Source organism: Leisingera sp. ANG-S5, from assembly GCF_000813925.1.
Taxonomy (GTDB): Bacteria; Pseudomonadota; Alphaproteobacteria; order Rhodobacterales; family Rhodobacteraceae; genus Leisingera.
This window is the reverse complement of the sequence record NZ_JWLH01000005.1, coordinates 490,561-516,623: the sequence shown is the minus strand read 5'-3', so window position 1 is coordinate 516,623 and position 26,063 is coordinate 490,561. Positions and strand designations below refer to the sequence as shown.

At 59.0% G+C, this 26,063-nt stretch carries 25 protein-coding genes and 3 tRNA genes; 12 read left to right on the top strand and 16 right to left on the bottom strand.

What is annotated here, in order from left to right; all coding sequences use genetic code 11:
* Nucleotides 1–319: 319 nt before the first annotated feature.
* From RA25_RS10770 to RA25_RS10750, 5 genes are all read right to left on the bottom strand, one after another.
* Nucleotides 320–2,803 carry a hypothetical protein gene (locus RA25_RS10770; protein WP_193747971.1) on the bottom strand — a complete coding sequence of 828 codons (2,484 nt, stop codon included), beginning with the start codon at nucleotides 2,801–2,803 and terminating at the stop codon, nucleotides 320–322.
* On the bottom strand, nucleotides 2,800–3,669 hold the full coding sequence (motA, locus tag RA25_RS10765) for a flagellar motor stator protein MotA (RefSeq protein ID WP_019295228.1): 870 nt from the start codon (nucleotides 3,667–3,669) through the stop codon (nucleotides 2,800–2,802). The genes RA25_RS10770 and motA overlap by 4 nt, the downstream gene beginning before the upstream one ends.
* Nucleotides 3,670–3,747: 78 nt before the next feature.
* Nucleotides 3,748–4,362 carry a MotE family protein gene (locus RA25_RS10760; RefSeq protein WP_019295229.1) on the bottom strand — a complete coding sequence of 205 codons (615 nt, stop codon included), beginning with the start codon at nucleotides 4,360–4,362 and terminating at the stop codon, nucleotides 3,748–3,750.
* Nucleotides 4,362–4,808 carry a hypothetical protein gene (locus RA25_RS10755; RefSeq protein WP_019295230.1) on the bottom strand — a complete coding sequence of 149 codons (447 nt, stop codon included), beginning with the start codon at nucleotides 4,806–4,808 and terminating at the stop codon, nucleotides 4,362–4,364. The genes RA25_RS10760 and RA25_RS10755 overlap by 1 nt, the downstream gene beginning before the upstream one ends.
* Nucleotides 4,809–4,817: 9 nt before the next feature.
* A complete protein-coding gene (locus RA25_RS10750; protein ID WP_019295231.1) occupies nucleotides 4,818–5,342 on the bottom strand; it encodes a flagellar basal body-associated FliL family protein in 525 nt (174 codons plus the stop codon).
* 119 nt (nucleotides 5,343–5,461) lie between these two features.
* Here RA25_RS10750 and fliF point away from each other — a divergent pair, with 119 nt between their 5' ends.
* From fliF to fliP, 4 genes are read left to right on the top strand one after another with little or no spacing between them, the layout of a single operon-like run.
* Nucleotides 5,462–7,138 carry a flagellar basal-body MS-ring/collar protein FliF gene (gene fliF / locus RA25_RS10745; RefSeq protein WP_029204724.1) on the top strand — a complete coding sequence of 559 codons (1,677 nt, stop codon included), beginning with the start codon at nucleotides 5,462–5,464 and terminating at the stop codon, nucleotides 7,136–7,138.
* Nucleotides 7,138–7,737 carry a hypothetical protein gene (locus RA25_RS10740; protein WP_019295233.1) on the top strand — a complete coding sequence of 200 codons (600 nt, stop codon included), beginning with the start codon at nucleotides 7,138–7,140 and terminating at the stop codon, nucleotides 7,735–7,737. Before fliF ends, RA25_RS10740 begins: the two co-directional genes overlap by 1 nt.
* Nucleotides 7,730–8,026, top strand: coding sequence for a FliM/FliN family flagellar motor switch protein (locus RA25_RS10735; protein ID WP_019295234.1), 297 nt, complete (start codon nucleotides 7,730–7,732; stop codon nucleotides 8,024–8,026). Before RA25_RS10740 ends, RA25_RS10735 begins: the two co-directional genes overlap by 8 nt.
* Nucleotides 8,023–8,766 carry a flagellar type III secretion system pore protein FliP gene (fliP, locus tag RA25_RS10730; RefSeq protein WP_019295235.1) on the top strand — a complete coding sequence of 248 codons (744 nt, stop codon included), beginning with the start codon at nucleotides 8,023–8,025 and terminating at the stop codon, nucleotides 8,764–8,766. The genes RA25_RS10735 and fliP overlap by 4 nt, the downstream gene beginning before the upstream one ends.
* Before the next feature lie 404 nt (nucleotides 8,767–9,170).
* On the opposite strand, the gene RA25_RS10725 is transcribed toward fliP, so the two are convergent.
* The 5 genes from RA25_RS10725 to RA25_RS10705 all read right to left on the bottom strand — a co-directional run bounded on the left by RA25_RS10725 (nucleotide 9,171) and on the right by RA25_RS10705 (nucleotide 15,050).
* Complete coding sequence (locus RA25_RS10725) at nucleotides 9,171–10,277, bottom strand: flagellar basal body P-ring protein FlgI (protein WP_019295236.1); 1,107 nt, start codon at nucleotides 10,275–10,277, stop codon at nucleotides 9,171–9,173.
* Entirely contained in the window at nucleotides 10,274–11,281 is a 1,008-nt protein-coding gene (locus RA25_RS10720; protein WP_019295237.1) for a flagellin, read from the bottom strand. Before RA25_RS10720 ends, RA25_RS10725 begins: the two co-directional genes overlap by 4 nt.
* A gap of 3 nt (nucleotides 11,282–11,284) precedes the next feature.
* Nucleotides 11,285–12,733, bottom strand: a complete 1,449-nt coding sequence (flgK, locus tag RA25_RS10715) for a flagellar hook-associated protein FlgK (protein WP_039147637.1) — start codon at nucleotides 12,731–12,733, stop codon at nucleotides 11,285–11,287.
* Nucleotides 12,734–12,781: 48 nt separating this feature from the next.
* Nucleotides 12,782–14,089 carry a flagellar hook protein FlgE gene (locus tag RA25_RS10710; protein ID WP_019295239.1) on the bottom strand — a complete coding sequence of 436 codons (1,308 nt, stop codon included), beginning with the start codon at nucleotides 14,087–14,089 and terminating at the stop codon, nucleotides 12,782–12,784.
* 124 nt (nucleotides 14,090–14,213) lie between these two features.
* The gene (locus RA25_RS10705; RefSeq protein ID WP_039172136.1) at nucleotides 14,214–15,050 is read right to left on the bottom strand and encodes a flagellar motor protein MotB; all 837 of its coding nucleotides are present in this window, start codon (nucleotides 15,048–15,050) and stop codon (nucleotides 14,214–14,216) included.
* Here RA25_RS10705 and RA25_RS23100 point away from each other — a divergent pair.
* The 3 genes from RA25_RS23100 to RA25_RS10695 all read left to right on the top strand — a co-directional run bounded on the left by RA25_RS23100 (nucleotide 15,049) and on the right by RA25_RS10695 (nucleotide 17,341).
* Nucleotides 15,049–15,261, top strand: a complete 213-nt coding sequence (locus RA25_RS23100; RefSeq protein ID WP_206539686.1) for a hypothetical protein — start codon at nucleotides 15,049–15,051, stop codon at nucleotides 15,259–15,261. The two genes, RA25_RS10705 and RA25_RS23100, sit on opposite strands and share 2 nt — an antisense overlap.
* Nucleotides 15,262–15,346: 85 nt before the next feature.
* Entirely contained in the window at nucleotides 15,347–16,471 is a 1,125-nt protein-coding gene (gene nirK / locus RA25_RS10700) for a copper-containing nitrite reductase (RefSeq protein WP_019295241.1), read from the top strand.
* Between the two features lie 75 nt (nucleotides 16,472–16,546).
* Nucleotides 16,547–17,341, top strand: coding sequence for an SUMF1/EgtB/PvdO family nonheme iron enzyme (locus RA25_RS10695; RefSeq protein ID WP_039147632.1), 795 nt, complete (start codon nucleotides 16,547–16,549; stop codon nucleotides 17,339–17,341).
* A gap of 323 nt (nucleotides 17,342–17,664) precedes the next feature.
* Here the strand turns inward: RA25_RS10695 and hemN are convergent, their stop codons facing one another.
* Nucleotides 17,665–19,020 (bottom strand): oxygen-independent coproporphyrinogen III oxidase, encoded by a 1,356-nt coding sequence (hemN, locus tag RA25_RS10690; protein WP_039172134.1) that lies wholly within the window; start codon nucleotides 19,018–19,020, stop codon nucleotides 17,665–17,667.
* Nucleotides 19,021–19,237: 217 nt separating this feature from the next.
* Between hemN and RA25_RS10685 the strand changes: the two genes are divergently transcribed.
* Nucleotides 19,238–19,324: transfer RNA gene (locus RA25_RS10685), tRNA-Leu, on the top strand.
* A 95-nt stretch (nucleotides 19,325–19,419) separates the two neighbouring features.
* On the opposite strand, the gene RA25_RS10680 is transcribed toward RA25_RS10685, so the two are convergent.
* The gene (locus RA25_RS10680; RefSeq protein ID WP_039172132.1) at nucleotides 19,420–20,907 is read right to left on the bottom strand and encodes a flavin-containing monooxygenase; all 1,488 of its coding nucleotides are present in this window, start codon (nucleotides 20,905–20,907) and stop codon (nucleotides 19,420–19,422) included.
* Nucleotides 20,908–20,918: 11 nt separating this feature from the next.
* A complete protein-coding gene (locus RA25_RS10675) occupies nucleotides 20,919–21,362 on the bottom strand; it encodes a cupin domain-containing protein (RefSeq protein ID WP_039172131.1) in 444 nt (147 codons plus the stop codon).
* A gap of 126 nt (nucleotides 21,363–21,488) precedes the next feature.
* On the opposite strand from RA25_RS10675, the gene RA25_RS10670 reads away from it, so the two are divergent.
* Both RA25_RS10670 and RA25_RS10665 read left to right on the top strand, forming a co-directional pair.
* A complete protein-coding gene (locus RA25_RS10670; protein WP_039172128.1) occupies nucleotides 21,489–22,496 on the top strand; it encodes an AraC-like ligand-binding domain-containing protein in 1,008 nt (335 codons plus the stop codon).
* Between the two features lie 71 nt (nucleotides 22,497–22,567).
* Nucleotides 22,568–22,643: transfer RNA gene (locus RA25_RS10665), tRNA-Thr, on the top strand.
* A gap of 165 nt (nucleotides 22,644–22,808) precedes the next feature.
* Here RA25_RS10665 and RA25_RS10660 read toward each other — a convergent pair.
* A tRNA-Arg gene (locus tag RA25_RS10660) sits at nucleotides 22,809–22,885 on the bottom strand.
* Nucleotides 22,886–23,030: 145 nt separating this feature from the next.
* Here RA25_RS10660 and RA25_RS10655 point away from each other — a divergent pair.
* Together RA25_RS10655 and RA25_RS10650 are read left to right on the top strand one after the other, a co-directional pair.
* On the top strand, nucleotides 23,031–24,056 hold the full coding sequence (locus tag RA25_RS10655) for a LacI family DNA-binding transcriptional regulator (RefSeq protein WP_019295247.1): 1,026 nt from the start codon (nucleotides 23,031–23,033) through the stop codon (nucleotides 24,054–24,056).
* Nucleotides 24,056–25,258: a winged helix-turn-helix domain-containing protein gene (locus RA25_RS10650; RefSeq protein WP_039172125.1), complete on the top strand. Its 1,203-nt coding sequence runs from the start codon at nucleotides 24,056–24,058 to the stop codon at nucleotides 25,256–25,258. Before RA25_RS10655 ends, RA25_RS10650 begins: the two co-directional genes overlap by 1 nt.
* Before the next feature lie 6 nt (nucleotides 25,259–25,264).
* Here the strand turns inward: RA25_RS10650 and RA25_RS10645 are convergent, their stop codons facing one another.
* A complete protein-coding gene (locus RA25_RS10645) occupies nucleotides 25,265–25,693 on the bottom strand; it encodes an acyl-CoA thioesterase (RefSeq protein ID WP_039172123.1) in 429 nt (142 codons plus the stop codon).
* Between the two features lie 83 nt (nucleotides 25,694–25,776).
* Entirely contained in the window at nucleotides 25,777–25,953 is a 177-nt protein-coding gene (locus tag RA25_RS22990; RefSeq protein WP_019295250.1) for a hypothetical protein, read from the bottom strand.
* Nucleotides 25,954–26,063 lie beyond the last annotated feature (110 nt).

The window sequence follows — 26,063 nt, the reverse complement described above, 5'->3', positions numbered from 1 at the left end:
GCACAGGAAAAATGCTGTTGGCTGACTGCGGCAATAGGCGAGCGGCAAATACAGCCCAGGCAGCCAACCAGGAGTTCTGCAGAATTGCTGTGTAGAGAGTTTGCACATGCGTGCACGCTAAGCCGGTGGCTGCGCCTGCTGCGCGCGGAATCGGCCCATGCGGGCAACTAATATTTTTGTTGTCTGGCATTCTGCCCGTTCCAAGTCAGGATTCACCCGCTTGTGACGTTACCGGCCACCAGTTGACAAAGTGTTAGCAGAATTGTCAGCGGCCGCCCCTGGGTGAGACGGCCGCCGAAATCCATCAAATCTGCTCAGATCACTGATTGTCAGTTGGTTTCTCCAGACCTGTACCGACTTGGTCCAGCAGGTCCGCAATGCCCCCGCGCGTGCCTTCGCTGCTTTCTACCAGTGCCCTAGCGTGAGCCAGCGGCGTCAAACCGACAGGATCCTGTGCAGTCTCTCCGATCTGTGTTGTGACAGATGCAACGGCCCCAAACGGCACAGCAGATTCTTCTTCGATGGTTTCAATGGCGCTCAGGTTTTCTGAATGCCAGAAACCGCGGGCAGCCGCGTCGGCTTCCTCTTCGGCCAGCAGGTACTCACCGGCTCGGCCGTATTCACCGTTCCGCCACAAGGCTTGAGCCCGCATATGATTGGCGGCCGACCCTTCCAACCCCATCAGTTCAACAAGCGCCCGATGCGGTTTTTCCAGCACCAATGCGGCCTCCGCCATCAGCAGGCGGCGGGTTTCATTTTCCGGCTCCAGAGCAAGCTTCGTAAGAAGCTCCTGTGCCTGTTGCGCAAAGCCAAGATCAAGAAGCCGGCGTGACACCTGAGCAGCCACTGGCGCAGCCTCAGCTGGTGTTGCCTGCTTAGCAAAAACCAGAGAGTACTGCAGGAATGTCACATCATCCGCACGTTCAGCCAGCAACAGCATCAACGGCTCTAGCGCCGCTGCGCGCGCATTTGGCCCGTCCCTCTCGGTCACCCCTTGCAGTTCCTGGAACGCTTCGTGGAACTGCCCCATCAATGCCAGGGAGGATACCAGAGAGCGGCGCAGTTCCGCACCAAGCTCCGTTTCGCGGTGTTCGAGCTCATAAGAGGCGATCAGGTCCGGTACATCGGGTGAAAGAGCTTTCCGCTCCTTTACGCTCAGCGCCACCAAGTCAATGAGAGCTTCCGGGGCGTTGCCTGTCCTCTCGGCCACTTCGCTGGTCAGTTCCTCAGCCATCTTCTCGCTGTCGCCTTCCAGCTCTGCAATCGCCGCTTCAGCCAGATTGATCTCCGGAACCTCTTCAACACCTGTCCGGTCAACCGCCCGCAGCACTGCTTCAGCGATGTGGTGGTTCCCAGCTTCGGCAAACATCTTGCTGAGCCGCGGCCCCAGATGCACACGAAGATGGATCGGCAGTTTGGAGAACGCTTGCTGAATGGCGTCGGTATTGGCGCTTTTCTTGACCGCGCCGTCAGCCAAAGCCCCCCACAAGGCGCTGTCCCCTTCACAACCCTGATGGCCGGAAAACACATGATTGACCGGCAACGCGATGCCATCCATCAGCTTCGCCATGGTGTTCAGTACAGACACTTCAGGACTTTCCTGCTGTTCAGGGGGCAGGATGGTCATGATCAAACGGGCCTCGGCCCCGAAGCTGAAAAACAGATAGAGCCTGGCAAGTGCATGAACGCTTGCCGGATTTACATCATCGAATTCCTGGACAAGAGCACTGCGCAACGGCGAGAGTTGGTCCGCAAAGGGACTTTCATTACCCCAAGTCTGGATGGCAACATCCTGATTCTTGAGGCAGTGTGACGCCTCGTTGCTGGCATCAGACAGAGCTGCGATCAGTCCGGTTTCTCGGTCAATTGCCGAGGTTACGGAAATGTGGTCAAGCGGATTGAGCGGCCGGTCAGCACCGCTGAGCGGGTCTAGCCCGGAAGACGTGACCGCAACCGAAAGCTCATCTACCGCTACTGTCAGCAGACCTTGATTGGCCGCCCGGCCAATCTGTTGCAACAAGCGTTGTTCGGATTTGCCCACAACAGCGGCGCGTTCCGACTCCTCCATGTCCAGCAGCAAGGCGGTTTCGGGGAGACCGGCAGGAACCGTTTCAGCCTCAACTACGGCATCTGATTCTGCATCTGCTTTTTCTACGGGTGCTTGACCGCCGTACAAAGGCAGTTCCACATCCATTTGCCCGGCACCGGGCGCCAGTGCAGTGGTAGAGGCCGACCCCGAAACTTCCGGAGCAGATCCATTTTGCGGCGGAGCCAATTGTACTCCGTCCTGTTTCCTGGCTACCGCCGCCGCCAGTTCCAGCGCCAGACGTGCATCCGCAGCAGCCGATTGGGTAAACCCAAACCGGTAGCCGGACTGCGGTGCCGGAGTGGTGAGCGGCAAAACACCTGCGGCAGAACGAAACTGCGGCGTTCGCGCCGGTTTGCCGCCGTCGCGGATATCTACCACCAGATAACCGTCTTTTTGAACGTATGACGTAACAGAGCAATCGCAACCCAACTGCAACCGCAGTGGCTTGCCTGGACCATTTTGAGCTAAAGATTGCAATCTTGTGCGGGGAATAAGATTGAACACTCGAGAGGTGTCAAAAACAGCCTCTGGAGCATCAATATTCACCGTGGCCGTCATGCCGCTTTGCGTCAGCGACCAGTCCGCGCCGTTCGGCAGCCGCATCACCAGGCGCGTGAACCCCTTGTGCTCGCCTGAGCGGGTTACGATTGTTTGCGCTTGGGCAGTGCCTGCCGTCAGAAGAACGGCTGCAATGGCAAATGCTCGCCAGATCATGCTGCGTCCTGTTTCACCGATTTGAGAGCTTCTTCAAGTTCCGAGAAGCCGGGCCGGAAATGCGAGGGCGTATTCTGACGGCCGACCTCGATGCAGATCGCCGCTGCGTGGTTGTGAAGATTGGCAACCAGAACCTCTCGGATCAGCTGATAAAAGTGTGAGTCTTCCTCGACCACGGCCTTCACTTTACCTGCGAAAGGGGCAACAAGGCCGTAAGACAGGAAAACCCCAAGGAACGTGCCAACCAGAGCACCGCCGATCAGCTTACCCAGCACCTCGGGCGGCTGGTCAATTGACCCCATGGTCTTGATCACACCCAAAACCGCCGCAACAATTCCAAGCGCCGGCAGGCCGTCAGCCATAGTTTGCAAGGCGTGGCTTGAGTGCAGCGCATGATGCAGATTTGCTTCCATCCGCTTTTCCAGCACCTCTTCGACCTGATGCGGATCGTCGTAATTCATCGAGGCCGAACGCATTGTGTCGCAGATCAGGTTCACGGCCTCCTTGTCGGCCAGGATCTTGGGGTACTTGTTGAAGACTGAGGAATTCTCCGGATCCTCGATATGCTGTTCCACTTCAACCGGATTTGCCCGGGCGATACGGATCAGAGCAAACAGCAGGCACAGCAGGTCGCGGTAGTCATCCGGCTTCCATTTGGGGCCTTTGAACACCTTGCCGATGTCCTTGAGAGTGTGTTTGACGCCGCCCATGTCATTGGCAATCAGGAACGCCCCGACCGCGGCACCGCCAATCATCATCATCTCAAACGGCAGCGACTTCAGAATGATCGCCATCTTGCCGCCGGCCAGAAGGTATCCGCCGAACACCATGGCAAAGATCACCACAATGCCTACAATCCCGATCATAGGTCCACTCCGAATTTCGTTGGTTTTTATTAGTTTAGGTGAGTCTTCCTAAGGAAAGACTAAGCCCGCGTGCCCAAGTTACTCCTTGGGCACGGAACCGTTGCGGCCGGCCAGCACCACGCTGATAGTATAGGCGGCTTCAGGGCTGAGACCGGCCATGATTCCAGCTGCGGCCTCAGGTTGCATCCGGGCCAGGAAACCAGCCGCAAAGGCCGGGTCCATTTCCTCAAACAACGCGGATGCTTCTTTAGGCTTCATTTGCTCGTAGACCGTGGTCAACCGGGTTACATCCGCCTCTGTCGCACCATCCGCAAGCGCCAAGGTGGCGCGCAGGTTTTCTTCTGCCTGCTCCAGAGCGGCCAGTTTCTTCTCGATTGCCTGATCGGCTATTTCCAGCGCTTTCATCCGGTCCTGGATTTCCGCCTCCCGGGCGGCCAAGACCTCTTCCCTCTGCTGAAACGCAGCCAGCATGGTCTGCAGTTCTGCAGAGGTAGGCATTGCATCACGATGCGGCTCACCTTTGTGCGCGGCCTCTTTCTGGCCACTTTCGTTCAGGCTCGCCACCTCTCGAGCGATAGCCGGTCCTGCTTCAAGCCCCAACCGCACAACAGCAGAGCCCATCAGCAGCAGAGCTAGCATCATCAGCGTTCCGCTGCGCCTGAAGCGTTTGGTCTTCTTTACCGCCTTCGCCATCACGCCACCCGGTTCTGGCTGCGGTTGTGACGCACAAACATCAAGCCGGAAGATTTGGGTTCTTCCTGCGTCTCGGCAGCGGGCTGCGGGTCAGCTTCATAGGCAGTTGCCATCGCCTCGTCCTCCGCTGCAGTTGCGGCCGCAGCCGGTGCAGCGCCTGTGTCGGGAATGTCATGCATGGAAGCCATCATAAGCTCCAACCGCTGGGCCACCGATTCGGCTCGGCCCGTCAGCTGCTGCAGCGCCTTGCTGGATCCGTCCGACACCTGCTGGGCCGATTGCAGCGATTTGTTCAGGTCATCCACCTGTGCGGACAGAACGGCAACCGCACCGCCCACACCTTTTTCCAGGTCATTGAACCGCTTCAGCCGGCGCGACAGCACCAGACAGTAGAATCCGGCGCCCAGCGCTCCGGCTGCAAGCAGGATATCAGCAATAATGTCCATCCTGTCCTCCTAGTTCAGTACGAAATCCATAATCAGCAGATCACGCACCCGGCCCTGGCCGGTGGCAATATTGATCCGCCGCAGCATCTGTGCCCTCAGTTTCGGCAGCGCCATCGGATCAGAAAGATCCTCTAGCTCCAGTGCTCTCAGGTAGCTGTTCAGGACATCGACAACCCGCGGGAGGACTCTTTCGACCTCAGCCTGGTGCGCCAGGCCGACCTCAAGTTGCGCACGGAACCTCAAATGCCTCAAACCGCTGGCTTTGCGCAGGGTAATCACAATCGGGTCCATTTCGATAAAGGCGAGATTGGCGATATCCTCCGCCGTCTCGCCCGTGTCCACGCCTTCTGGCGCCACTTCGGCCGCGTGCACCGGTTCTGGTGCCGCTTTCTGACCAAAGGGAAGAAGGCCTGACTGAACGGCAAAGAATCCGCCGCCCGCGCCCGCCAAAGCCAGCACCGCCCCAATGATGAGGGGCAATTTGCCTTTCTTGGCCGGGGCATCTGCTTCGATATCTACTGCAGCATCTGTCATGGCTATCCCTAAAACGTCGTGCAGCCTCTTCATAACCTGCGAGGAACTAACCGAATGTTAAGGCCGATCCGTCAAAACGGTTGCATGCCGGAGAGAACGCCGGTGCGACGGAGGTTAATGTGCAGCAGATCAAGAATGTCTGGGCAGAAATGGACATGCGGAAGCGTCTGATTGCCGTGGGGGCCACGGTAATCATGATTCTTAGCGTCATCGCCATGTCCCATGTGGCAAGCAAGCCAACAATGACACTGCTCTATGCCGGGCTGGAAAGCGGCTCGGCCGGAGATGTGGTGCGGTCGCTCGAGCAGCGCGGCACTCAATTTGAGGTGCGCGGCGGCTCTATCTACGTACCGTCCACGCAACGCGACGAACTTCGCATGACACTGGCCAGTGAAGGACTGCCGGCCAACGGCGGCAAAGGTTACGAACTGCTTGATTCGCTTAGCGGGTTCGGCACAACCTCTCAGATGTTCGATGCAGCATATTGGCGCGCGAAAGAAGGCGAACTGGCCCGTACCATTGTTGCCAGCCCGCATGTCAGCCAGGCTCGGGTGCATATTGCCAATACCGGATCGAACCCCTTTCAGCGCACTGTTGAACCCACGGCATCCGTATCAATTGTGCCCTTGGGGTCGCCGATCACACCAGCTCAGGCCAATGCAATTCGTTTCCTGGTTTCCTCTGCCGTTACCGGCCTGGCCGTGGACAATGTGGCCGTGATCGACGCCAATGGCGCTCTGATCGGTTCGACGGACGCGACGGCAGCGGCGGGCGCCGGAACGGATGACCGCTCGCAGACGATTCGCGAGCGGGTTTTGAGGCTGGTTGAAGCCCGCGTTGGCCAGGGCAATGCCGTTGTCGAGGTGAGCGTGGAAACCGTCACCGATACCGAATCGATCCGTGAAAAACTGGTGGACCCCAAAAGCCGTGTCGCGGTCAGCACCGATGTCGAAGAACGCGCAGATTCCTCTACCAACCAGTCCGGGGAAGTCACGGTTGCTTCAAATATTCCCGATGGCGACGCCGCGTCGGGCCAGGGATCCAAAGCCAACACCAGCGCGACCCGGGAGCGAATCAACTACGAGATCTCGGAAACTGAAAAAGAAATTCTGCGCGGCCCCGGCGCGATTAAGCGCCTGACCGTTGCCGTTCTGATCAATGGCACCGCCGCCACTAACGACGCAGGGGAAACAGTATTCCAGCCGCGCCCGGAAGAAGAACTCGCAGCAATGCGGGAGCTGATTTCAGCAGCCGTCGGTTTCGATGAAAACCGGGGCGACGTAATCACCCTCAAGTCGATGGAACTGCCTGCCGTGGAACCGCAGGGTGTTGTGGCGACCTCTTCTTTCCTGGACACGCTCAACTTTGACGCCATGTCTCTGGTTCAAATCGCAGCGCTGGCCATCGTTAGCCTGATCCTAGGCCTTTTTGTTGTTCGGCCGATCCTGTCGAACCAGGGAGCATCGGCAGCAGCACTTCCTGCCCCTGGTGCGGGTCCCGATGCCCTGCCTGGCCTTCCCGGAATGGGCGGAGATGGCTTCATGACCGCGCCAGACTTGGGTGCCGGCTTGGCCTTGGATGGCGAAATTGAGAATAACGAAACCGGCCAGTTTGAGCCTCTCGGCGGACTGCCGGCAATGGGTACTGGTGACATGATGGGGGCCGTCGGCCTGCCGGCTCTGGGCGGCAGCACGGATGATCCCGTCGATCGCCTGCGCAGCCTAATCGGTGAACGGCAGGAAGAAACGGTTCAGATTCTGCGCGGATGGCTGGAAGAAAATAAGGAGCAGGCCTGATGACAATTGCACACTTGCTTGAAGATTTCGGAATGAAAACATTGGTGGAGCCAGCTGCACCTGCAATTTCCGAGGAACTCATCGAGGAACAGCGACTCGCGTCTTTCGAGAATGGCTACAGCGCTGGCTGGGATGACGCGGTGACGGCCAAGGATCAGGAGAACACGAGAATTTCTGCCGAACTGGCCAGCTCGCTGGAAGACCTCAATTTCACTTATCAAGAAGCGCAAAACCAGCTGCTCGATTCGCTGGATCCGATGTTTAAGGTGCTAACCAGCGCGGTACTGCCTGACACGATGGCGGCCTCTTTCGGGCACCACATTGTCGACCAGCTAGCAGGCATGGCCAAGGGCCAGACAGACCAGCCGATGCAGATCGTGGTGGCTCCTGGCGAGAGCGCTGCGGTGCGCAGCCTACTACCGGAAAATTTCTCGGTGCCGGTGACTGTAAAGGAGGACGGCGTGCTGTCTGCAGGCCAAGCCTATCTGAGAGTCGGAAGCGCTGAGTGCGAGATCAACTGCGATGCCCTTCTCGAATCGATCCAGGACTCGATTGAGGCCTTTACCTATCACGCAAATGAGGACAGCCACTATGGATGATGCTGCCGATCTCAACATGAAATCCGCTGACGCAAGCAACCCTTTCGTTTCAGTTCCGGTCGAAGTGGTCGTCTCGGTCGGCAAGGCCCGGCCGCTGATCCGCGACCTGGTCAGCCTCGGCGAAAATGCCATCCTGACCTTGGACAAACGCGTCGAAGACCCGGTGGATCTATATGTCGGTGACCGGTTGGTTGCCCGCGGCCAGTTGGAAGAGCTGGAAGGTGACCAAGCAGGCCAGTTGGCCGTGCGCCTGACGGAAATTGCCGATCTGCAAAGCGGTTTGGGATGACACATACGACATTTGTGCGGGCGGCTCTGGTCTCAGTGCTTCTGCTGGCCTTGCCGCACACCGCCCTGGCTCAAGAATTGAGCCTCTCGCTGGCAGACGGGCAGTCAATCTCCGCCCGCTCAATCCAGCTGATCCTTCTGATTACGGTGCTCAGTCTGGCCCCTGGCCTTCTGATCATGATCACTTGCTTCCCGTTCCTGGTGACAGTTCTGTCGATCCTTCGCCAAGGCATCGGCCTGCAGCAGGCGCCCCCCAACATGCTGATTATCAGCTTGGCTCTTTTTCTGACCTATTTCGTGATGGAGCCGGTCTTCACTGAAGCCTGGACCACCGGAATCAACCCGCTTCTGGAAGAGCGGCTGGAACCAGGTGAGGCTATTACCCGCAGTCTGGAGCCGTTCCGGGCATTCATGGCCAACCGGCTGGATCCGGATACTTTCTATGCAATTGCGGATCTCAGGCCGGAAACCCAGGGCCTTGACCCGGTACCGGAAGCGCCACTTTCGGCGCTGGTGCCGAGTTTCCTGCTGTCTGAGATCGCCCGCGCTTTTCAGATCGGTTTTCTGGTTTTTCTGCCTTTCCTCGTCATCGATCTCGTCGTTGCCGCGATCCTGATGTCGATGGGCATGATGATGGTTCCTCCTGCCATCGTCTCCCTGCCCTTCAAACTGGCGTTCTTCGTTGTCGCAGATGGCTGGAGCCTGATCGCCACGGCACTGGTGCGCAGCTATTACCCCTAAGACTTAATAAAATACGACTGGAAATGCCGGGCACCTGCAGTGCCCGGCGATTTTTACGGCCGGAGCAGCAGCACCTGCGGCTTTCTATTACGCCCGTAAACACTCTGCTTGCCAGGGACACTGCTTCCAAGCCAGTAGCCTTCGGGCAAGTTTACCACAGCAGTTCCAGCATGTTGCAGACGTGCGAACCCGGATTCGTCACTCAGTCTCCAACGTCCTTTGGGATAAACCCTGCATTGCACTCTGTCTGCGACATGCCCGAAGTCCCGGTGAGCAATACAGTTCAACTAGCCATTTCCAGCCGGTCTCCTCACCAACTACGGCTGCGTGCGACAGCAGCTGACAATAAAAACCCGGCCCTTTTTGTAAGGGGCCGGGCCAGTTTTCACCTTCAGTACTTTGGGTCAGCGAACCACGAATTCCGCATGCAGGGCTCCGGCCGCCTTCAGGCTCTTGAGAATATCGATCATGTCCCGTGGCGAAACGCCCAAGGCGTTCAATCCTGCAACAACTTCAGACAGTGAAGTAGTCTCCGGAACTTCCGCCAATTGAATGCCTTCCTCTTCCTCAATTGCCGCGCCAGTGCGCGGCACGACTACAGTCTCGCCGTCAGAGAACGGATTTGGCTGCACAACCAGCGGAGTTTCCTCGATCCGCAAGGTCAGATTCCCCTGGGCTACGGCCACACGAGAGATCCGCACATCACTGCCCATCACGATCGTGCCGGAACGCTGATCCACAACGACGCGCGCTTTGCGCTGCGGCTCGACAAGGATGTTTTCGATCCGCCCCACTGCGTGGGCAGTTGAGCGGGTATTAGTGCGGCGGATATCTACCTCAACCGTGCCGGAATCACGCATAAGTGCAACGTTACCGCCAAATTCGGCATTGATTGCCCGCTCGATCCGCCCAGCGGTCGTAAAATCCGGTTCGCGCAGTGCCAGCCTCATTGAGCTGAGCGAAGCCAAATCGAAATCAATCTCCCGCTCAACCCGGGCGCCTGAAGGAATTACACCGGCTGTCGGCACCCCTTGGGTCACACTAGCCGCATCACCTTCGGCAACTGCCCCGCCCGCCAGGATCGTGCCCTGGGAAACCGCGTAAATTTGCCCGTCAGCCGCATTCAGCGGGGTCATGATCAGTGTTCCGCCAAGCAAGCTCTTGGAATCGCCGATAGCGGATACCGTGACATCAATGGTGCTTCCGACACGGGCAAAGGGCGGCAAAGTTGCAGTCACAAACACCGCGGCAACATTTTTTGGCCGGAATTGCTCGCCAGTCACGTTGACGCCGAGGCGCTCCAGAATGTTGGACATGATTTCTTCGGTAAAGGGCGAATTGCGCAAACCGTCACCGGTACCGTCCAAACCGACAACCAAGCCATAGCCGACCAAATCGTTACCACGGACACCGTCAAATTCCACCAAGTCCTTGAGGCGTATGGTGTTTGCCTGTGCCACTGCCGGCAGCAGGAACAGGCAAGCAATAAGGAGACGCAGAATTCCGATCATGAGATATACTTCAGCAGGGAAAGTTGGGAACTGCGCGAGGTTACTGTGTAGAGCCCCTCAAGCTGTGTTTGCGCTTCCTGCAGCCGGGTATATGTCTCATACGGGTCAGCAGAAACCAGGTTGTTCTTGACGATGCTCAGGCTGGTCTTCGAAGCCTCGTTCCGGGTGTTGATCGCATCCAGCCGCCCTTCGATAAAGCCGACATCGGCCTGTACCTTGATCAGCCGGTCTTCGCTTTCAGTCAGCTCGCTGCTGGCCTCGATGACCAGATCGATTTTCACGTCCTCGCTCAGGCCGAGGCTGGGTTCGTCAGCCAGTGCCGTGATGACATAACTTTGCAGCGCGTGCTTAAGGCTGGGATCTGTGGCCTGGATACCCAGCGAGACCTGCTCTCCTTCACCCACCGTTACCGGCTGCAAAGGAGTTGCCGAACCATTGTACATCACCGCGTCAAAACCAGCCGGGTCGTCAAACCAATCCTTGACTGCCTGAATGATGTCATTGGCTGTTGTCAGCCCCGACACTTCCGTCAGAACTGCGCCCATCAGGGTTCCGGAATTGTTGAGCGGTTTGGTATCCGTTGCCGTACCAGCAAAAATGGTACGGCCACCCACAGAAGTGTTCATCAGATTGATGGCGCTGGATATCCTTTGCTTGGCCTGGCTGCCGAACTGTTCGGCGTTATACTCATCCATAGCTGGCGACAGCGTCAGGATATCATTGCGCATGGCCTGAACTTGGCTTTGCACCTTTTCAAGGCTGCCCTGGATAGTGGTGGCAAACAGCTGCACTTCGCTGTTGGTAACCATGTAGCTGTCAAGCCGGTTCAGATTGCTTTCCAGGTCCGCCAGGTAAGTGAAGTCTCCCCCCAGCCGTTCGGTCAAGTTGGAAGTTTTACCTGTGGCAAATTCCTCGGAAAGCGTTGTGACGTTTTCCTTCAGATCAGCGTTGCGGCTGCGGAGAAAGAGGTGCTGCGCCATATCGCCGTAAGAATTAATAATCATGCGTCAGATCCTCAGAAGTGTTTCCATAAGCTCATCGACAACGGAGATCACCCGTGCGTTGGCAGCGTAGTACTTTTCCACCAGCAGCAGATTCTGAAGTTCGGCGTCAGTATCAACCCCGAGTGCGAGTTCCGCCTGGCTCAACTCGTTGAAGCTGGTGGCCGCAAAAGCGGAGCCTCGGGCGGCAGTTTCGTTGTCCTGCGCAAAACGCGATAACAGATTTGCGCTCAATGTACTTGCCGTCAGATCCGACGTTCCGAGACCAACCGATGACACCGTACGGGTGGTGTTGAGCGCATCGGAATAGGCCTGCAGCAGGCTAGAGTCGCCGGGGTCGCCAGGCGCCGCCGCATAAAGCCCATCACGAAAACGCCATGTCTCCGCGCTGCCGGTCAGGGACACCAGATCATTCAATTCGATCCGGTTGGAAATACCGACGGTATTGGAAGCATCAAAGACGCCGCCGTCGTCAGTAAAGATGCCGGCATCGGTCACGCCGATTGTGCCATCCAAAGCCGGGTCCTGAAACCGTTCGATCAGGTCTCGGGCCATCGCATCCAGATCTTCCTGGGCCTCCACGGCGGTCACATCGCGGATCTCGAACTGCGCGGTCAGCGTGCCGCCACGCAGCGGCCCCTCCGGGCTGGTATCGATCAGCCTGCCATTGACCTCAAGACCGGACAGCATACCGTTGCCAAGCGTCATATGCGGCATGATATCCCGCGAAGGATTAAAGCTCAGCTCGGACGCTTTGCCATCCAAGAGCATCACCCCACCGGTAGAGTAGAGCGTCACTTGCCCGTTATCGCGCCGGACAACATTAACTGGAATGATCTTGTTCACTTGGTCGATCAGCTGGTCCCGCTGGTCGTGCATTGAGACAGCATCCATGCCACCAGCTTCCACGACCATGATGCGGGCATTCAGCTTTTCAATTTCCTTTAACGCCTGGTTCACCGTGTCAACCTGGCTGTTGATCGCACTATCAGCGTTTATCCTCAGGCCGCGCAGCCCTTCAGCCGTGCGGGAAATCGAATCCGCCAATGTCTCCGCCTTTACCGAAAGATCGTTCAGCCGAGGCTGTGAATCCGGACGCGATACGACTTCAATCAAGGAAGACTCAAACTCAGATAGCTGGGATGCAAGAGACATCTCGTCATCCACGGTACCAACCAGATCGGACATCCGTTCAAAAAAATCAGCCTGAACCTTGGCCGCGCCAAAGTCCGCTTCGGCAACCCTGCGGTTTGAAATCACTACCGGGTCGTTTAGACGCTGGACGTCACCAATCCGGACTCCGGGAACACCGGAACCGGGACTATTAAGATCCAGAACGCGGCGCGTATACCCCGGTGTCAGGGCATTGGCGAGGTTCTCTGAAACGATCTGCGAAGAGCGGCTGGCCGCAGACAGGCCGCTCATCGCACTGTTTAGGGCGGAGTAAATTGACATTTTTCAGCCTGCTTTCATGAAGCCAGTGTCAGAGGGCCATCAAGCGCGTTAGCGCTTGATGTTGGTGGTTTCCTGCAGCATCTCGTCAACGGTTTGAATAACCTTGGCGTTGGACGAATAGGCCCGCTGGGTCTGGATCATGTCGGTCAGCTCGGTCGCTACGTCGACAGCAGATTCCTCTTGGGCATAGCCCAGGATTTCACCGGTCGGGCCATCGCCAGCATCCCACAGGTAGAACGCCCCGGAGTCATCGGTCGGCTTGTAGGTCTGGGAGTCCAGAGACTGCATGCCGTTCAGGTTCGACACATCCGCCAGCGGAACCTGGTAAATAACTCGGGTGTCACCGGAATCATACTTGGCAATGACTTCCCCGGATTCGTTGATTTCAACGGACACAAAGGAGCCAACTGCAGTGCCGTCCTTCACGGTCGTGCCTGGAACAAACTCGTCGCCCAGCTGGCTCATCCCGTTTTGTTCGCCAATGACGCCGATGTTGATCTCAACCGGGCCGCTGGCAGTGGTGATGGTGACTGAGCCGGCCGTAGCGTCATAGGCGCCGCCGGTCGTGGTGGCCACGCTTTGCAGCGTGCCGGCAGAGGCTGCGCTGTCATCAAATGTCAGTGTGTATTCGCCGATCACTGTTGCACCGGTTGCCGAATCGACGATCTGCATCGTCCATTCATTGGTGCCGGTCGTTGCAGGCGCCACTGCGACCGTTGGCGTGTAAGTAATCGCCAGTTCCTCCGACCGGCCCATATTGTCAAAGTACTGGACAACATGCTCCACCGGGTCCCCGCTTGCACCCGGATCAGTTTCGGAGGCAGGCAGGTTTGCGGTCAGGCTGATCTCAGTTGTTGGCTCCGCCGACAGGCGGTTCAGGTCGATGTGGACAGGCTCCAGAGAGTTACTGGTGTCGCGCGCAACATCAGGGATAGTGCCGTCCGCCAGCGCCGGGAACCCCATCAGAACCAGGCCGGATTCCGTCGAGAGATACCCGTTCGAGTCGGTGCGGAAGGACCCCGTCGAGGTTAGCAGCATAGAAGGGCTGCCGCCGGCTTCCACCTCGGTGATCGAGGCTACAGGCAGCATACCGCGGCCGCGAACCGCCAAGTCGGTGGCATTATTGGTCGAGACCAGCGGGCCGCGCTCGTCAATCAGGCGGACATTAGTGGTGCGAACACCGCCCGCCGAGTAGGTGCCGCCGGACCCGGACAAGACCATGGAGTGGAAGTCAGTTTCAACCCGCTTGTAGCCGCGGGTCGAGGAGTTGGCGATGTTGTCGGAAATGGAAGCCAACCGGCTGGCGTTGGCGCTCAATCCTGAAACGCCCGCGTTCAGCGACGAAGAAATGGTCATAGCACGCCTTTCTGCTGCATCTAATCATTCTGGATGCAACAGCTAGCGCAGGAGCCATTAACGGGCGGCTAACAGATAAAAAATGACTCATCTGCCAGCCGCCGGTTCCCCTGTTTTCAGCGGTTTATTCGCGTAAAAGGATGATTTCTATCCGGTCGTTACGTGCCGCCATCGGGTTTCTGACGGCCAGCTTACGGTCGGCATGGCCAGTCACCCGGTCAATACGTGCCGCCGCCAGCCCACCCGATTCGAGAAGCTGACGGGTCTCATCAGCCCGGTCATGGGACAATTCCCAGACCGGGTTCTTTGCCAGAACCACCGGATGCGAACGGATGTGGCCGCCAACAGCGATATTGTTGGTCACACCTTCGGATACACGCGCAATCATTCTGACCAGATCGCGGAACAAGGCAGTGGGAACAGCCTGGCCTTCTTCGAACAGCGGTGCATTTTCTGCGGCGAACAGCTCAATGATCAGCCCTTCGTCGGTGACGCGGGTGACAATGTGGCGGGCCATCGCAGTCGACACCATGCTTTCACCGCCGCGGCCGGAAAGCTGTTCCTCTATCGCGCGGAACTTGTCGTCGTCCTGCTCCCGCTTATAGTCGGATTCAACTCCGGTATCGCCCTGTGCTTTTTGGGCGTCTGCCGGATTGATGTCCGTTGCCCCAGTGCCGGATTTCGGCTGGATATCCTCGGTGAACATGCTGTCCCCCTGGAAGGCACCATTGCCGCCGCCTGAAATCCGGCTCAGCGGAATCGACGGCGAGAAATAATCCGCCAGCCCTTTGCGTTGTTTCTCTGTCGTCGCGTTCAGCAGCCACATCAGCATAAAGAAGGCCATCATCGCGGTCACGAAGTCGGCATAGGCCACCTTCCATGCGCCGCCGTGATGGCCATCGCCACCACTGACTTTTTTCTTCTTGATGATAATGGGCGCCACATTGCTCTGTGCGCTCATGTCCACCACCACTATTTTCACCCATCCCCGGAATAGCAGGCGGCGCGTTAAACTGACCTTAACAGTTAAATTTGCCGGCAGTTCCCCTGCGGAGTGCGTACTCCTTCACCTGGATTTCAGGCGCTTGCCAGCAATGTCTGGAAATCCCCGCAGCAGTGTTAAAACCTGCATCTTAAAAGCCCCTTATCTCGACATCGAGAAACCTGATTGAAGGTTGATCAAGAGCAATATCCGCCCCCGGCCACAGGCCTAAAGTCCGGGCAACACAGCATATGAGACACCGAAAGGAGAATATCATGCTGACCCGCAGAGCCGCACTGATGGGGGCAGCCGGCGTAGCAGCGCTGCCTGTACTTGCCAAAGCCGCCAAAGCCGAAAGCACCACAGTTCACGAGGCCGCCGCGCCTGTGGACCTGTCCAGCCTGCAGCGTATCAAGCGCGAGCTGGTCGCACCGCCCTTCGTGCATGAGCACGAGCAAGTGGCCCCCGGCGAACCCCGGATCGTCGAATTCGAAATGAAGATCGTCGAAAAGGAAATCGAGGTCGACCAGGGTGCCTACCTGCAGGGCATGACCTTTGACGGCTCCATCCCCGGCCCGATGATGGTGGTGCATGAGGGCGACTATGTCGAACTGACGCTGATCAACCCGCCGGAAAACATGCTGCAGCACAATATCGACTTCCACGCTGCAACCGGTGCCCTGGGCGGCGGCGCACTGACCTTGGTGAACCCGGGCGAAAAAACCGTGCTGCGCTTCAAGGCCACCCGCCCAGGCACCTTTGTCTACCACTGCGCCCCGGGCGGCCCCATGATCCCGTGGCACGTCGCCTCCGGCATGGCGGGCACCATCATGGTGCTGCCGCGCGAAGGGCTGTCGGACCACAATGGCGATCCGGTGAAATACGACCGCGTCTACTACATCGGCGAAAACGAGTTCTACATTCCAAAGGACGAAAACGGCGACTACATCCGCTATGAGGACGTCGGAGAAAGCTATCCGGATACATTGGAAGTCATGAACGGGCTGATCCCCAGCCATGTGGTCTTCAACGGCGCAGTGGGCGCTCTCACTGGCGAAAACGCCATGAAGGCAAAGCAAGGCGAGAAAGTGCTGTTTGTCCACAGCCAAGCCAACCGCGACAGCCGGCCGCACCTGATCGGCGGCCACGGCGACCTGGTCTGGGAAGCCGGCAAATTCAACAACGTGCCGGACCGCGATCTGGAAACCTGGTTCATCCGCGGCGGCTCTGCCGGGGCAGCGCTCTATGAGTTCCTGCAGCCAGGCGTCTATGCCTATGTGAACCACAACCTGATCGAGGCGGTAAACCTTGGCGCAACCGCACACGTGGTGGTCGAAGGCGAATGGAACAACGACCTTATGGAACAGGTGGTCGCCCCGACCGAATACTCCGGCTCCTAAATTTAGGCTGGACGTGAAACTGGACCGGGCGGCTGCGCAATGCGGCCGCCCGTTTTTGCTTGAAGGGACGCTGACATGAAATTTGAGCTGATTGCCGCCGGATTGGCCGCCGCCATTGGCGTTCCGGGCCTTTGGTTTTCGACGGTTAAGGATCCAGCCCCCCTGGCCGAAACTGTGTTCATCGAAGCAGACACAATCGCCTACCGTCCAATCGGGAACTTTCACAGAAACGGGAAAAGTGTGGTGCCACCTGAACAGCAGCGCCAGGTGGCGGCTTTTGAAATCATGAAAGACCAGGTCTCCGGCAGTGAATACGCCGCTTGCGTGACTGCGGGCGCCTGCAAGAAGGCAGACAGAGCACCGGCGGACGGCGGACAGGCGCAGACACACGTCAGCTGGCACGACGCAACCGCCTATGCCCAGTGGTATTCAAAGCAGACCGGCCAGCGCTGGCGTCTGCCGGACGAGGCCGAATGGCAACTCGCCTCAGCCGAAATTTTTGGTGATGAAGCTGTTGAAACGGATAACAGGGACCCGGCCCAGCGCTGGCTGCGCCAATATGCGCGCGGCGTGACCCTGCGCGGACTGCCAGGGCCTGCGCAGGGTCCCAAAAGCGAACCCGGTGCCAATAGCAACGGCCTCGCTGGTCTTGGCGGCAACATCTGGGAATGGACCGACGGCTGCATGCAAAATGGCGAAGTGAACAAGGATGGCAGCCTAGTGCTTGGCGATCCCTATTGCAGCGCCCGCATCACCGGCGGCCGCCACCGGGCGGTGGTTATCGACTTCATCCGGGACGCCAGCGTCGGCGGCTGCGCGGTTGGTCTGCCACCGGATTATCTGGGGTTCAGGCTGGTGAAAGACGGCTGACATCAACGCTGCCGGAGATCTCCCCCGCCAGCAGGTGCACCGGCTGCGCCCGCCCCCTTGGCAACCTTGGGCCCTGCAGCTGCGCTGCGCCTTCTAACGAATATCTCATAGAACCGGGTCTGCCGTGACCAGCCGTTCTTACCGTGATGCAGCCCCACTCCCTAGTGCAATTGGCACCTTCGCCGGGCTGCAAGCCATACTCTCAGCCCTGCGCTAAAAAGCTCCATGCCTGTCCGAGCTGTGCGCCAGCGCAGCGCTAAGCCCAACTTCGAAGAGCCTCCGGCAAGAGGCCCAGGAACAGGCGGGAGCGGCTCGTCTTCAGATTAGGAGGCCCTGCTGTAACGCACGCCTTCGGGCACATGGGCATCGAAGCTGCTGGCAATAATCCGGGTCAGCGGGCGGCCCTCGGGAACGATCTCCAGCGCGTCCTCATCCAGGTTCACCAGATCACCAAACCGGGCTGCAACCTGAGCCAGATCCGCATCGAGACTTCCCGCCAGATCTCCGAACCGCTGCCGCAGCTCTACCCGGTCCAGCCGGAACTCGCACATCAGCATCTCGATGGCACGGCCCCGAAGCAGGTCGTCCTGGCTCATCACATGGCCGCGCGCGCCGGTCAGAAGCCCGGCCTCGACCCGCTGCACATAAGCAGGCGTCGCCGCTGCATTTTGGATGAAGCCGCCGGCAAAACGGGAGATCGAGGACGCACCGAACCCGATCAGCGTCGGGCAGGTATCGTCTGTATAGCCCTGGAAGTTCCGGCGCAGGTGGCCGGTGCGGGCCGCAACCTCCAGCCCGTCACCAGGTTTGGCGAAATGGTCGATGCCGATTGCCGCAAACCCGGCCTCAGCAAATTTCTCCGCTGCCATCCCGGCCAGATGATAGCGCGCCAGATCGTCGGGCAGCGTCTCCTCCTTGATCAGCTTCTGCCGTTTGGCCACCCAAGGCACGTGCGCATAGCCGAACAGCGCCAGCCGGTCAGGGCTGAGGCTCAGCACCTTCTCCACCGTATCCGCCATCCGCGCCTGCGTCTGATGCGGCAGCCCATAGACCAGATCAGCGTTCAGCGAATTGATCCCTGCCGCGCGCAGATCTTCGACACAGGCCTTGGTCACCTCGAACGGCTGCACCCGGCCGATTGCCTGCTGCACCAGCGGGTCGAAGTCCTGGATGCCGATACTGGCGCGGTTCATGCCTTCCGCGGCCAGCGCTTCAATTTTGTCGCGGTCCACCATGGTGGGGTCAATCTCAACAGAGAATTCCCAATCCTCAGTATGCGGAAAAACCGCCTTCACCGCCTGCGCCAGCCGGTGGATCAGGTGGGGCGGCAAAATGGTCGGTGTCCCACCCCCCCAATGCATCCGCCCCATTCGAAGCCCCTTAGGCAAAAACGGGGCTACCAGTTTTAGCTCCTGTTCCAGCGTACCGATGTAGCTCTCGACCGGGCTCAGCGTCTGGGTGCCTTGAGTGCGGCAGGCGCAGAACCAGCACAACCGCTCGCAGAACGGGATATGCAAATAGACCGAGACCGGCACATCTGGATTCAATGCCTGCAGTTCGAGGGCCTGCTCCGCAGCACCAACGGCTGCAGAAAACACCGGCGCGGTCGGGTATGATGTGTAGCGGGGCACCCGGCTGTCGAACAGCCCAAGGGCTTGGAGGCGGTCAATCTGTTTCATGACTTTCCTATGCCTCTTTTGCAGATCCGCCACTTTGCGCAGGATCAAACCGGCACACGGAAATACAGATCGGAGAAATTCCGGCTGAGTTCTCCAATGCACTGGATTTAAATGGGAAAACGGAACTCTTCGCGTTTTCCGGAAAAATTTCCCAAGAGGCAGAATTTCCGTTTGACGCTGCCTGCGACTCCGCTTATACGCCCTCCTCACGACACCTGCCCAGGTGGCGGAATTGGTAGACGCGCTAGCTTCAGGTGCTAGTGTCCGTATGGACGTGGAGGTTCGAGTCCTCTCCTGGGCACCATCCCCCCTCACTCGAATAGCAGCGCATCGCAGCAGTAACTGCGTGACCGCTAAAGCATGTGCGCCCGCCGTTTCCGGCAGGCACAGGGGCGGGCCTCAGGCCGCCTGATATTGCGGCGCCGTCGCCAGAAAGCGGCCATAGGCGCTGGCGTCAGGCGGCGCAAATTGCTCGGCCAGCGGATTCGACCGTTTCCATTGCGTCGCGCCCATATCCATCAGCAGCTCGTCGAAATGCTTGAAATGGAACGGGGCCGAGCACAGCCCTCCATAGATCTGCGCCGCCGGGCGCTCCTTACGGCGCCATTCGAGCATCATCTGGATGTTTTCCTCCATGTCTGCCCGCGACGGCTGCCGTGCCAGCTTGCCGTCGGCATAACGCACCAGCCAGTTCGCCACCATCTCTGCAGACAGAATCGTGCAGAAGCTGGAGTTGAACCCGACAAAACCCATTTCCGGCAGATCCGGGTTCACCGCCAGCCGGTAGGTCCGGTACTGGCCGTCCGCCTCGATCAGCTTATCTAGGTGCTGCTGCGCCAGATAGGGAATACCTAGCTTCCAGCCGACGGCAGAAATCACCAAGTCCGCGCCGATACGCACGCCATTTTCCAGCACGATTTCATCGCGTTCATACCGCGAGAAGGTAGTGCGGTGCGGGAGGATCGAGCCGTCCTTGAAACCCTCGAACAGGCCGGGCGTCACGATCGGCACCGAACACGAGACATCCTTTTCAATCGGAATATCCGGCACCATATCCCATTTTTTCAAGCCCAGCTGCAGCTTCAATAGCGTCTCTAACCCACGGAAGTTCGCCCATATCAGCGGCTTGGCAAGCCCGTAAAATGCCTTATGCAGCCAGCTGCGCCCCCAGCCGTTGAACTGCACTTCTTGCGCCCGCATATAGAGCAGCTTCTTGAAGTTAATGCCGCCGACGAAATACGGCACCCGCCAGACATTCTGCCGGTAGACCAGATGCACCTGCCTGGCGCCGTTCTGCGCCGCATTCACCGCCACGTCGGTCGCGGATTTGGAGCCGCCCAGCACCACCACCCGCTTGCCGCGCGCGTGTTCGGGATCCAGGTACTCCGAGGAGTGCATCACCTCCCCGCCCTGCGCGGTGAAGGCCTCCTGCCCAGGATGGGTCAGGATGTTCTTCTCGGAAAACTGCCCGGTGCAGATCACCGCGAAATCGACGTCCTGCACCCGGGTCTCGCCGCCTGTCTCGATCACCAGCCGCCAGCCCGGCTGACCGTCCAGGCGCCGGTCCATCTCCAGCACGTTGGTGTTCAGCTGGAACAGGCGGTGCAGATCGTGCTTGTCCGCATAGGAATGCAGATAGGCATGCACCTGCGGCCCCTTGGGCCATTCCGGATACTCCTCCGGCATCGGATGGTCAGTATAGCAATACAGGTCCTTGGGCGATTGCGTTTGCACCCCTGGGTAGGATCGCGAAGGCTCCCACACCCCGCCCAAGTCGTGACTGCGCTCAAACCCCAGAACCTGATGCCCCTTTTCCGCAAAGGCCTTGGCCGCGGCCAGCCCGCTTACCCCGCCGCCGATCACGGCGATCGTTTTTTGCTTCACCATGTCCGCCTCCCTTATTCCGCCGGCGGCGGCAGGAAGTCGACCTCATGCAGAGCCGACAATCGCACCAGTTCTTCCGGGTCGGTCACGCCGTCCAAGGCGCAGAAGAGGTCATATAGCTTGCGTGAAGGCGCTACGCCGAAAACACAGGACGCAGTAATGCCGGAGCGGTTGAAGATCCCATGCGCAACGCCCATCGGCATCCGCACGGTGTCACCCGGCCCCGCCTGGTAAACATCGCCGCCAAATTCCACGTCCAGCGTGCCCTTCAGCATGGTTATCCATTCATCCTGTGTTGGATGCACATGCGGCGGCACGAAGGTGCCGTCTGGAATTACTGCGTGCCAGATAAAGGCGTTCCCACTGTGCAGCTTGGGCGTATAGGTGTGACCAACCACATTCCAGGACGTACCGCCCAATCCGTCGGCGGCCTTGGTGATTCCCTGATCCAGAGCCATTTGTTCCTCCCTTATCAGCTCGTCCCCAAAGCCTATGGGCAGTGCTGGAAAAGGATTATCCAAAATGCGCAAATAAGCGCAGCCCGGCGTGATTGCCTGAGTTGCAAACCGTGCTAGGCTGCGGAAATGACAGCACCGCAGTCTTCAGGAGCACGCGAGCCGCTGCGCGCATGGCGGCAGTTCCACAGCCGCGACATCGACGAAGTGCGCACGCTGGTGGCGCAAAAGTTCTGCGACCACAGTCTGCAGCCAGCAGGTCCTTCCCGAGGAACCGGTGCCCGCCACAACTATGTGCGCGGTCAGGCCCTGTCACTCAATTACCTCAGCTACGGATCCACGGTGCAGATCGACCCGGGCGAGTTGCAGGATTTTTACCTGGTGCAGATGCCGCTCAGCGGCCGGGCTCTGGTGGCCAATGGCTCCACACCGGTGGCATCTGACCGCCACACCGCCACCGTGCTCAACCCGACCCGGGATTCCCGGATGATGTGGCACGCCGATTGCCGGATGCTGCTGCTGCAAATCAGGCGGAGCGACCTGCATTCACTTGCCGAACAGGCTGCCGGCTTGTCCCTGCGCGAGGCTGTTGTCTTTGACACCGCGCTCCCCGTGTCCGGCGGCGCCTTGCAGGGCTGGGCACGCCAGTTCGCAGCCTGTGTCAACGCCACGGAAAACCAGGCCGGCTTTGGCAGCTGGAGCGCAATACAGCAGCAAGTGATCGAAGAGCAGCTGATCCTTGGCCTGTTAACCCATCAGCAAAGCAATATTCGCCACTTGCTGGCATCCCGCTCATCCGGGAGCAGCAGCCAGATCCGGCGCGCCCGCGATTACATCCACGCCAATATCGGCGAGCCGCTTTCCGTCCCGGCCATAGCTGCTGCCGCAGACTGCAGCATCCGGTCACTGCAGGCCGGGTTCCGCAAGCATTTTGGCCTTACACCGATGGAATACGTGCGCGACTTGCGGCTCGACCTGGCACGCTACCTGATGCTGTCGCGGAGCCCGCAAACACCGGTCTGCAGCATTGCCTATGACTGCGGGTTCTCCCACCTTGGCCGGTTTTCCCAGCTTTACCGCGCCCGCTTTCGTGAACTGCCCAGCGCCACGACGGGCCTTCCAGTTTTTTCGGTGTGATCCACACTTGCGCGGCAAATGCGCAAAGTTTAAATGAGCATCACTTGCCACGCTTCGAGCGCAAGGCCGGTGCCGCTGTAGCTCAGCTGGTAGAGCACGTCATTCGTAATGATGGGGTCGGGGGTTCGAGTCCCTTCAGCGGCACCACCGTATACCACAAAAATGCCTAGTAAAAATCTATCCGGATGCGGCCGGATAGCATCCCCTTAACTAGCATCCATGCCCTCCTGCCTCGCACGAGCCGCCCGTGCAAACATGATCCGATAAAGTACGGAAAAACGGAACGCGCAGCCTGTTTCCTCGCCAGAACTCTGGCGACCCCGGCAGGATTCGAACCTGCAACCTGCCCCTTAGGAGGGGGCTGCTCTATCCAGTTGAGCCACGGGGCCGTGTCTTTCCGCGATAGCAAATCCCACCTGCGATCACAATGGGATGGGGACAGGCCAAAGCCGATTTGCCGCGCGCAGTTTCCATTGTGCAGCAAGTCATGTCTGCGCTAACGTTAGGGGCAGACAAAACAAGAGGCTCAGGAACGTGACCACGGACAGCAAGCGCCCGCTCACCCTTCGCGATGTATCCGAAGCAACCGGTGTTTCCGAAATGACTGTGAGCCGGGTTCTGCGCAACCGCGGCGACGTCTCGGAGAAGACCCGCACCAAGGTGCTGACTGCCGCCAAGGAACTGGGCTATGTTCCCAACAAGATTGCCGGCGCGCTGGCCTCGAACCGGGTGAACCTGGTGGCAGTGATCATTCCCTCGCTTTCGAACATGGTGTTCCCCGAGGTGCTGACCGGCATCAACAAGGTGCTGGAAAACACTGAGCTTCAGCCCGTCGTCGGCGTGACTGACTATCAGCCTGAGAAGGAGGAAAAAGTCCTCTACGAGATGCTCTCCTGGCGCCCTTCGGGAGTAATCATCGCAGGCCTGGAACATACGGACGCCGCCCGCGCCATGCTGAGCAGCGCCGGGATACCGGTGGTGGAGATCATGGATACTGATGGCAAGCCGGTGGACGCTATGGTCGGTATCTCCCACCGCCGCGCTGGCCGCGAAATGGCCAAGGCTATCCTCAAGGCCGGGTACCGACACATCGGCTTCATGGGCACCAAGATGCCGCTGGACCACCGCGCACGTAAACGCTTCGAGGGTTTCACCGAGGTGCTGGCCAAGGAAGGCGTAGAGATCGAGGACCGGGAGTTCTATTCCGGCGGCTCGGCGCTTGCCAAGGGGCGTGAGATGACCCAGGTCATGCTGGATCGTTCCCCTGAGCTGGATTTTCTCTATTACTCCAATGATATGATCGGCGCAGGCGGCTTGCTGTACCTTCAGGAGCAGGGCATCAGCGTTCCCGGCCAGATTGGTTTGGCCGGCTTCAATGGTGTAGAACTGTTGCAGGGTTTGCCCCGGCAGCTCGCTACTATGGACGCGTGCCGGCTGGAAATCGGACGCAAAGCTGCAGAGATTATCGCGGCCCAGTTGGAAGATCCGGACACTGAGATCGAAAAACATGTCACGCTGACCCCGACCATTTCCTATGGCGATACTCTGAAACGGCGCTGATGGCGCTTCAGCGGCTTGGCAATCACATGGCGCGGCGGTTGTTCCTGAACCGCCACGCCCTGCTGGAGAAGCCCGCAGGCCCTGCCAAGGGTAGCGATCTTCTAGCGCTGATCCAACGACTTGGATTTGTGCAGCTTGACAGCATCAACACCGTGGCGCGAGCCCATGATGTGATCCTGTTCTCGCGTCGGCCAGGCTACAGGGCGCAAAACCTCAAACAGCTTTACGAGCGCGACCGGGAGCTGTTTGAACACTGGACCCATGATGCTGCCGTTATTCCGATGGCATTTTATCCGCACTGGCACCTGCGTTTTGAGCGCGACAAGGACCTGCTGCGCAAACGCTGGCGCAATTGGCGCCGGGACGGGTTCGAGGCGCGGTTCGAAGCCGTACTAAAACATGTCCGCGATCACGGGCCGGTCAGCTCCTCCGATGTCGGCAAGGATGAGAAGAATGGCTCTGGCGGCTGGTGGGACTGGCACCCGTCCAAGACCGCACTGGAATACCTATGGCGCTCCGGCGCGCTGACTGTGATCGGGCGCGAAGGATTTCAGAAACGCTATGATCTGACGGACCGGGTGATAGAGGAACATCTGCGCTCCAGTTCCTCCTACGATGAAGCTGCATCTCTCAATTGGCTGTGTTCCGCCGCGCTGGACAGGCTGGGCTTTGCCACGTCTGGAGAAATCGCCGCTTTCTGGGACACTGCCTCACCAACAGAAGCCAAGGCCTGGTGCGCCGGGCAGATGCAGCTCGGTGATCTGGAAGAAATCGAATTCGAACAGGCGGATGGCAAGCTGCGCAAGGTGTTCGCCCGCCCAGGGACAGTTGACACTGCAGCGGAACTAGGACCTGCGCCAGGACGGATACGCGTGCTCAGCCCCTTCGACCCTGCCCTGCGTGACCGCAAGCGGGCGGAAAGGCTATTCGGGTTCCACTACCGGATTGAGGTCTTCACCCCCGCTCCCAAACGGCAATACGGATACTACGTCTTTCCGCTGATGGAAGGCACGCGGCTGGTAGGCCGCATTGACATGAAGGCGGACCGCGACGCGGATCTCCTGCGCGTTACTGCAGTCTGGCCGGAGCAGGATATTAAGTGGTCAGCAGCCCGCACCAAACGGCTGGAGGCTGAGCTGGTCAGGGTGGCGAGGTTTACAGGCGTTGGCGGCGTGTTTTTTGCTGACGGCTGGCTGCGATGATCCCCTTCACTCCGGCCTCAGCTGCGCCTCGATCACCTGACGGTAATCGTCCGGCGCGGGCCTTGCAGTAAAGGTTTTCGGCGCAATGAAGACACAGACGAACCTCCCCTCGAAACACAGCTTGCCGTCCTGCCGCGCGTTCACCCTGAAAGTGACCGACTTGCTGCCCAGCGCCGAGGGCCAAACCTCGCACAGCAACCGGTGCCGCGGGGTGACCGGCGAGCGGAAGTCAATGCTCATGTGCACAAAGGGAGTGCCGGTGCCGCGGTCCAGCTCCATCTGATACCAGCCATCGCCGTCCAGGTGATGCTCCCACCAGGCGTCGATTGCCTCCAGCGCAAAGGCCGGCAGCCGCCCGGTATAGGCAATCCGTGCCGGGTCGCAATCGCCCCAGCCCACGCGGATTTCATGGGTGAATGTGTCCTGCTCTGCCATTTTCACTGCCTCGCAAACCTCTGCAGGAGCACCCTACCGGCGCCTGTCCGAGGTATCAAACCGCAATGGCAGGCAAGTCCGCCTTACGAACTGCCGCGCTTCCGGGACAGAATCAGATCCGGCAGCACTAGCGCGTCTATCAGCGCGTCACACAGCCCGACACAATTGGTGCAGCCGACACAAGGTCCCTGCAGCGCGGAAACTTCCGTTGCCAGCGCCTGAACCTTCGGCGCGGCGGCTTTGCTTCTGCTGATTTGCATGGCGGGTCTCCCCATCTGGTGCATCATATTCCCGCAAGCGGAACCCGGAAACGTGATTCAGGTCAATCCAAACCTGCGTCACATAATATTTCCATTTCCTGCACAAGCTT

Coding starts and splice junctions, on each gene's coding strand:
- RA25_RS10770 (WP_193747971.1), bottom strand. CDS start 2,803: ATGATCTGGCGAGCATTTGCCATTGCAGCCGTTCTTCTGACGGCAGGC.
- motA (WP_019295228.1), bottom strand. CDS start 3,669: ATGATCGGGATTGTAGGCATTGTGGTGATCTTTGCCATGGTGTTCGGC.
- RA25_RS10760 (WP_019295229.1), bottom strand. CDS start 4,362: ATGGCGAAGGCGGTAAAGAAGACCAAACGCTTCAGGCGCAGCGGAACG.
- RA25_RS10755 (WP_019295230.1), bottom strand. CDS start 4,808: ATGGACATTATTGCTGATATCCTGCTTGCAGCCGGAGCGCTGGGCGCC.
- RA25_RS10750 (WP_019295231.1), bottom strand. CDS start 5,342: ATGACAGATGCTGCAGTAGATATCGAAGCAGATGCCCCGGCCAAGAAA.
- RA25_RS10740 (WP_019295233.1), top strand. CDS start 7,138: ATGACAATTGCACACTTGCTTGAAGATTTCGGAATGAAAACATTGGTG.
- RA25_RS10735 (WP_019295234.1), top strand. CDS start 7,730: ATGGATGATGCTGCCGATCTCAACATGAAATCCGCTGACGCAAGCAAC.
- fliP (WP_019295235.1), top strand. CDS start 8,023: ATGACACATACGACATTTGTGCGGGCGGCTCTGGTCTCAGTGCTTCTG.
- RA25_RS10725 (WP_019295236.1), bottom strand. CDS start 10,277: ATGATCGGAATTCTGCGTCTCCTTATTGCTTGCCTGTTCCTGCTGCCG.
- RA25_RS10720 (WP_019295237.1), bottom strand. CDS start 11,281: ATGATTATTAATTCTTACGGCGATATGGCGCAGCACCTCTTTCTCCGC.
- flgK (WP_039147637.1), bottom strand. CDS start 12,733: ATGTCAATTTACTCCGCCCTAAACAGTGCGATGAGCGGCCTGTCTGCG.
- RA25_RS10710 (WP_019295239.1), bottom strand. CDS start 14,089: ATGACCATTTCTTCGTCGCTGAACGCGGGCGTTTCAGGATTGAGCGCC.
- RA25_RS23100 (WP_206539686.1), top strand. CDS start 15,049: ATGTCCACCACCACTATTTTCACCCATCCCCGGAATAGCAGGCGGCGC.
- RA25_RS10705 (WP_039172136.1), bottom strand. CDS start 15,050: ATGAGCGCACAGAGCAATGTGGCGCCCATTATCATCAAGAAGAAAAAA.
- nirK (WP_019295241.1), top strand. CDS start 15,347: ATGCTGACCCGCAGAGCCGCACTGATGGGGGCAGCCGGCGTAGCAGCG.
- RA25_RS10695 (WP_039147632.1), top strand. CDS start 16,547: ATGAAATTTGAGCTGATTGCCGCCGGATTGGCCGCCGCCATTGGCGTT.
- hemN (WP_039172134.1), bottom strand. CDS start 19,020: ATGAAACAGATTGACCGCCTCCAAGCCCTTGGGCTGTTCGACAGCCGG.
- RA25_RS10680 (WP_039172132.1), bottom strand. CDS start 20,907: ATGGTGAAGCAAAAAACGATCGCCGTGATCGGCGGCGGGGTAAGCGGG.
- RA25_RS10675 (WP_039172131.1), bottom strand. CDS start 21,362: ATGGCTCTGGATCAGGGAATCACCAAGGCCGCCGACGGATTGGGCGGT.
- RA25_RS10670 (WP_039172128.1), top strand. CDS start 21,489: ATGACAGCACCGCAGTCTTCAGGAGCACGCGAGCCGCTGCGCGCATGG.
- RA25_RS10650 (WP_039172125.1), top strand. CDS start 24,056: ATGGCGCTTCAGCGGCTTGGCAATCACATGGCGCGGCGGTTGTTCCTG.
- RA25_RS10645 (WP_039172123.1), bottom strand. CDS start 25,693: ATGGCAGAGCAGGACACATTCACCCATGAAATCCGCGTGGGCTGGGGC.
- RA25_RS22990 (WP_019295250.1), bottom strand. CDS start 25,953: ATGCAAATCAGCAGAAGCAAAGCCGCCGCGCCGAAGGTTCAGGCGCTG.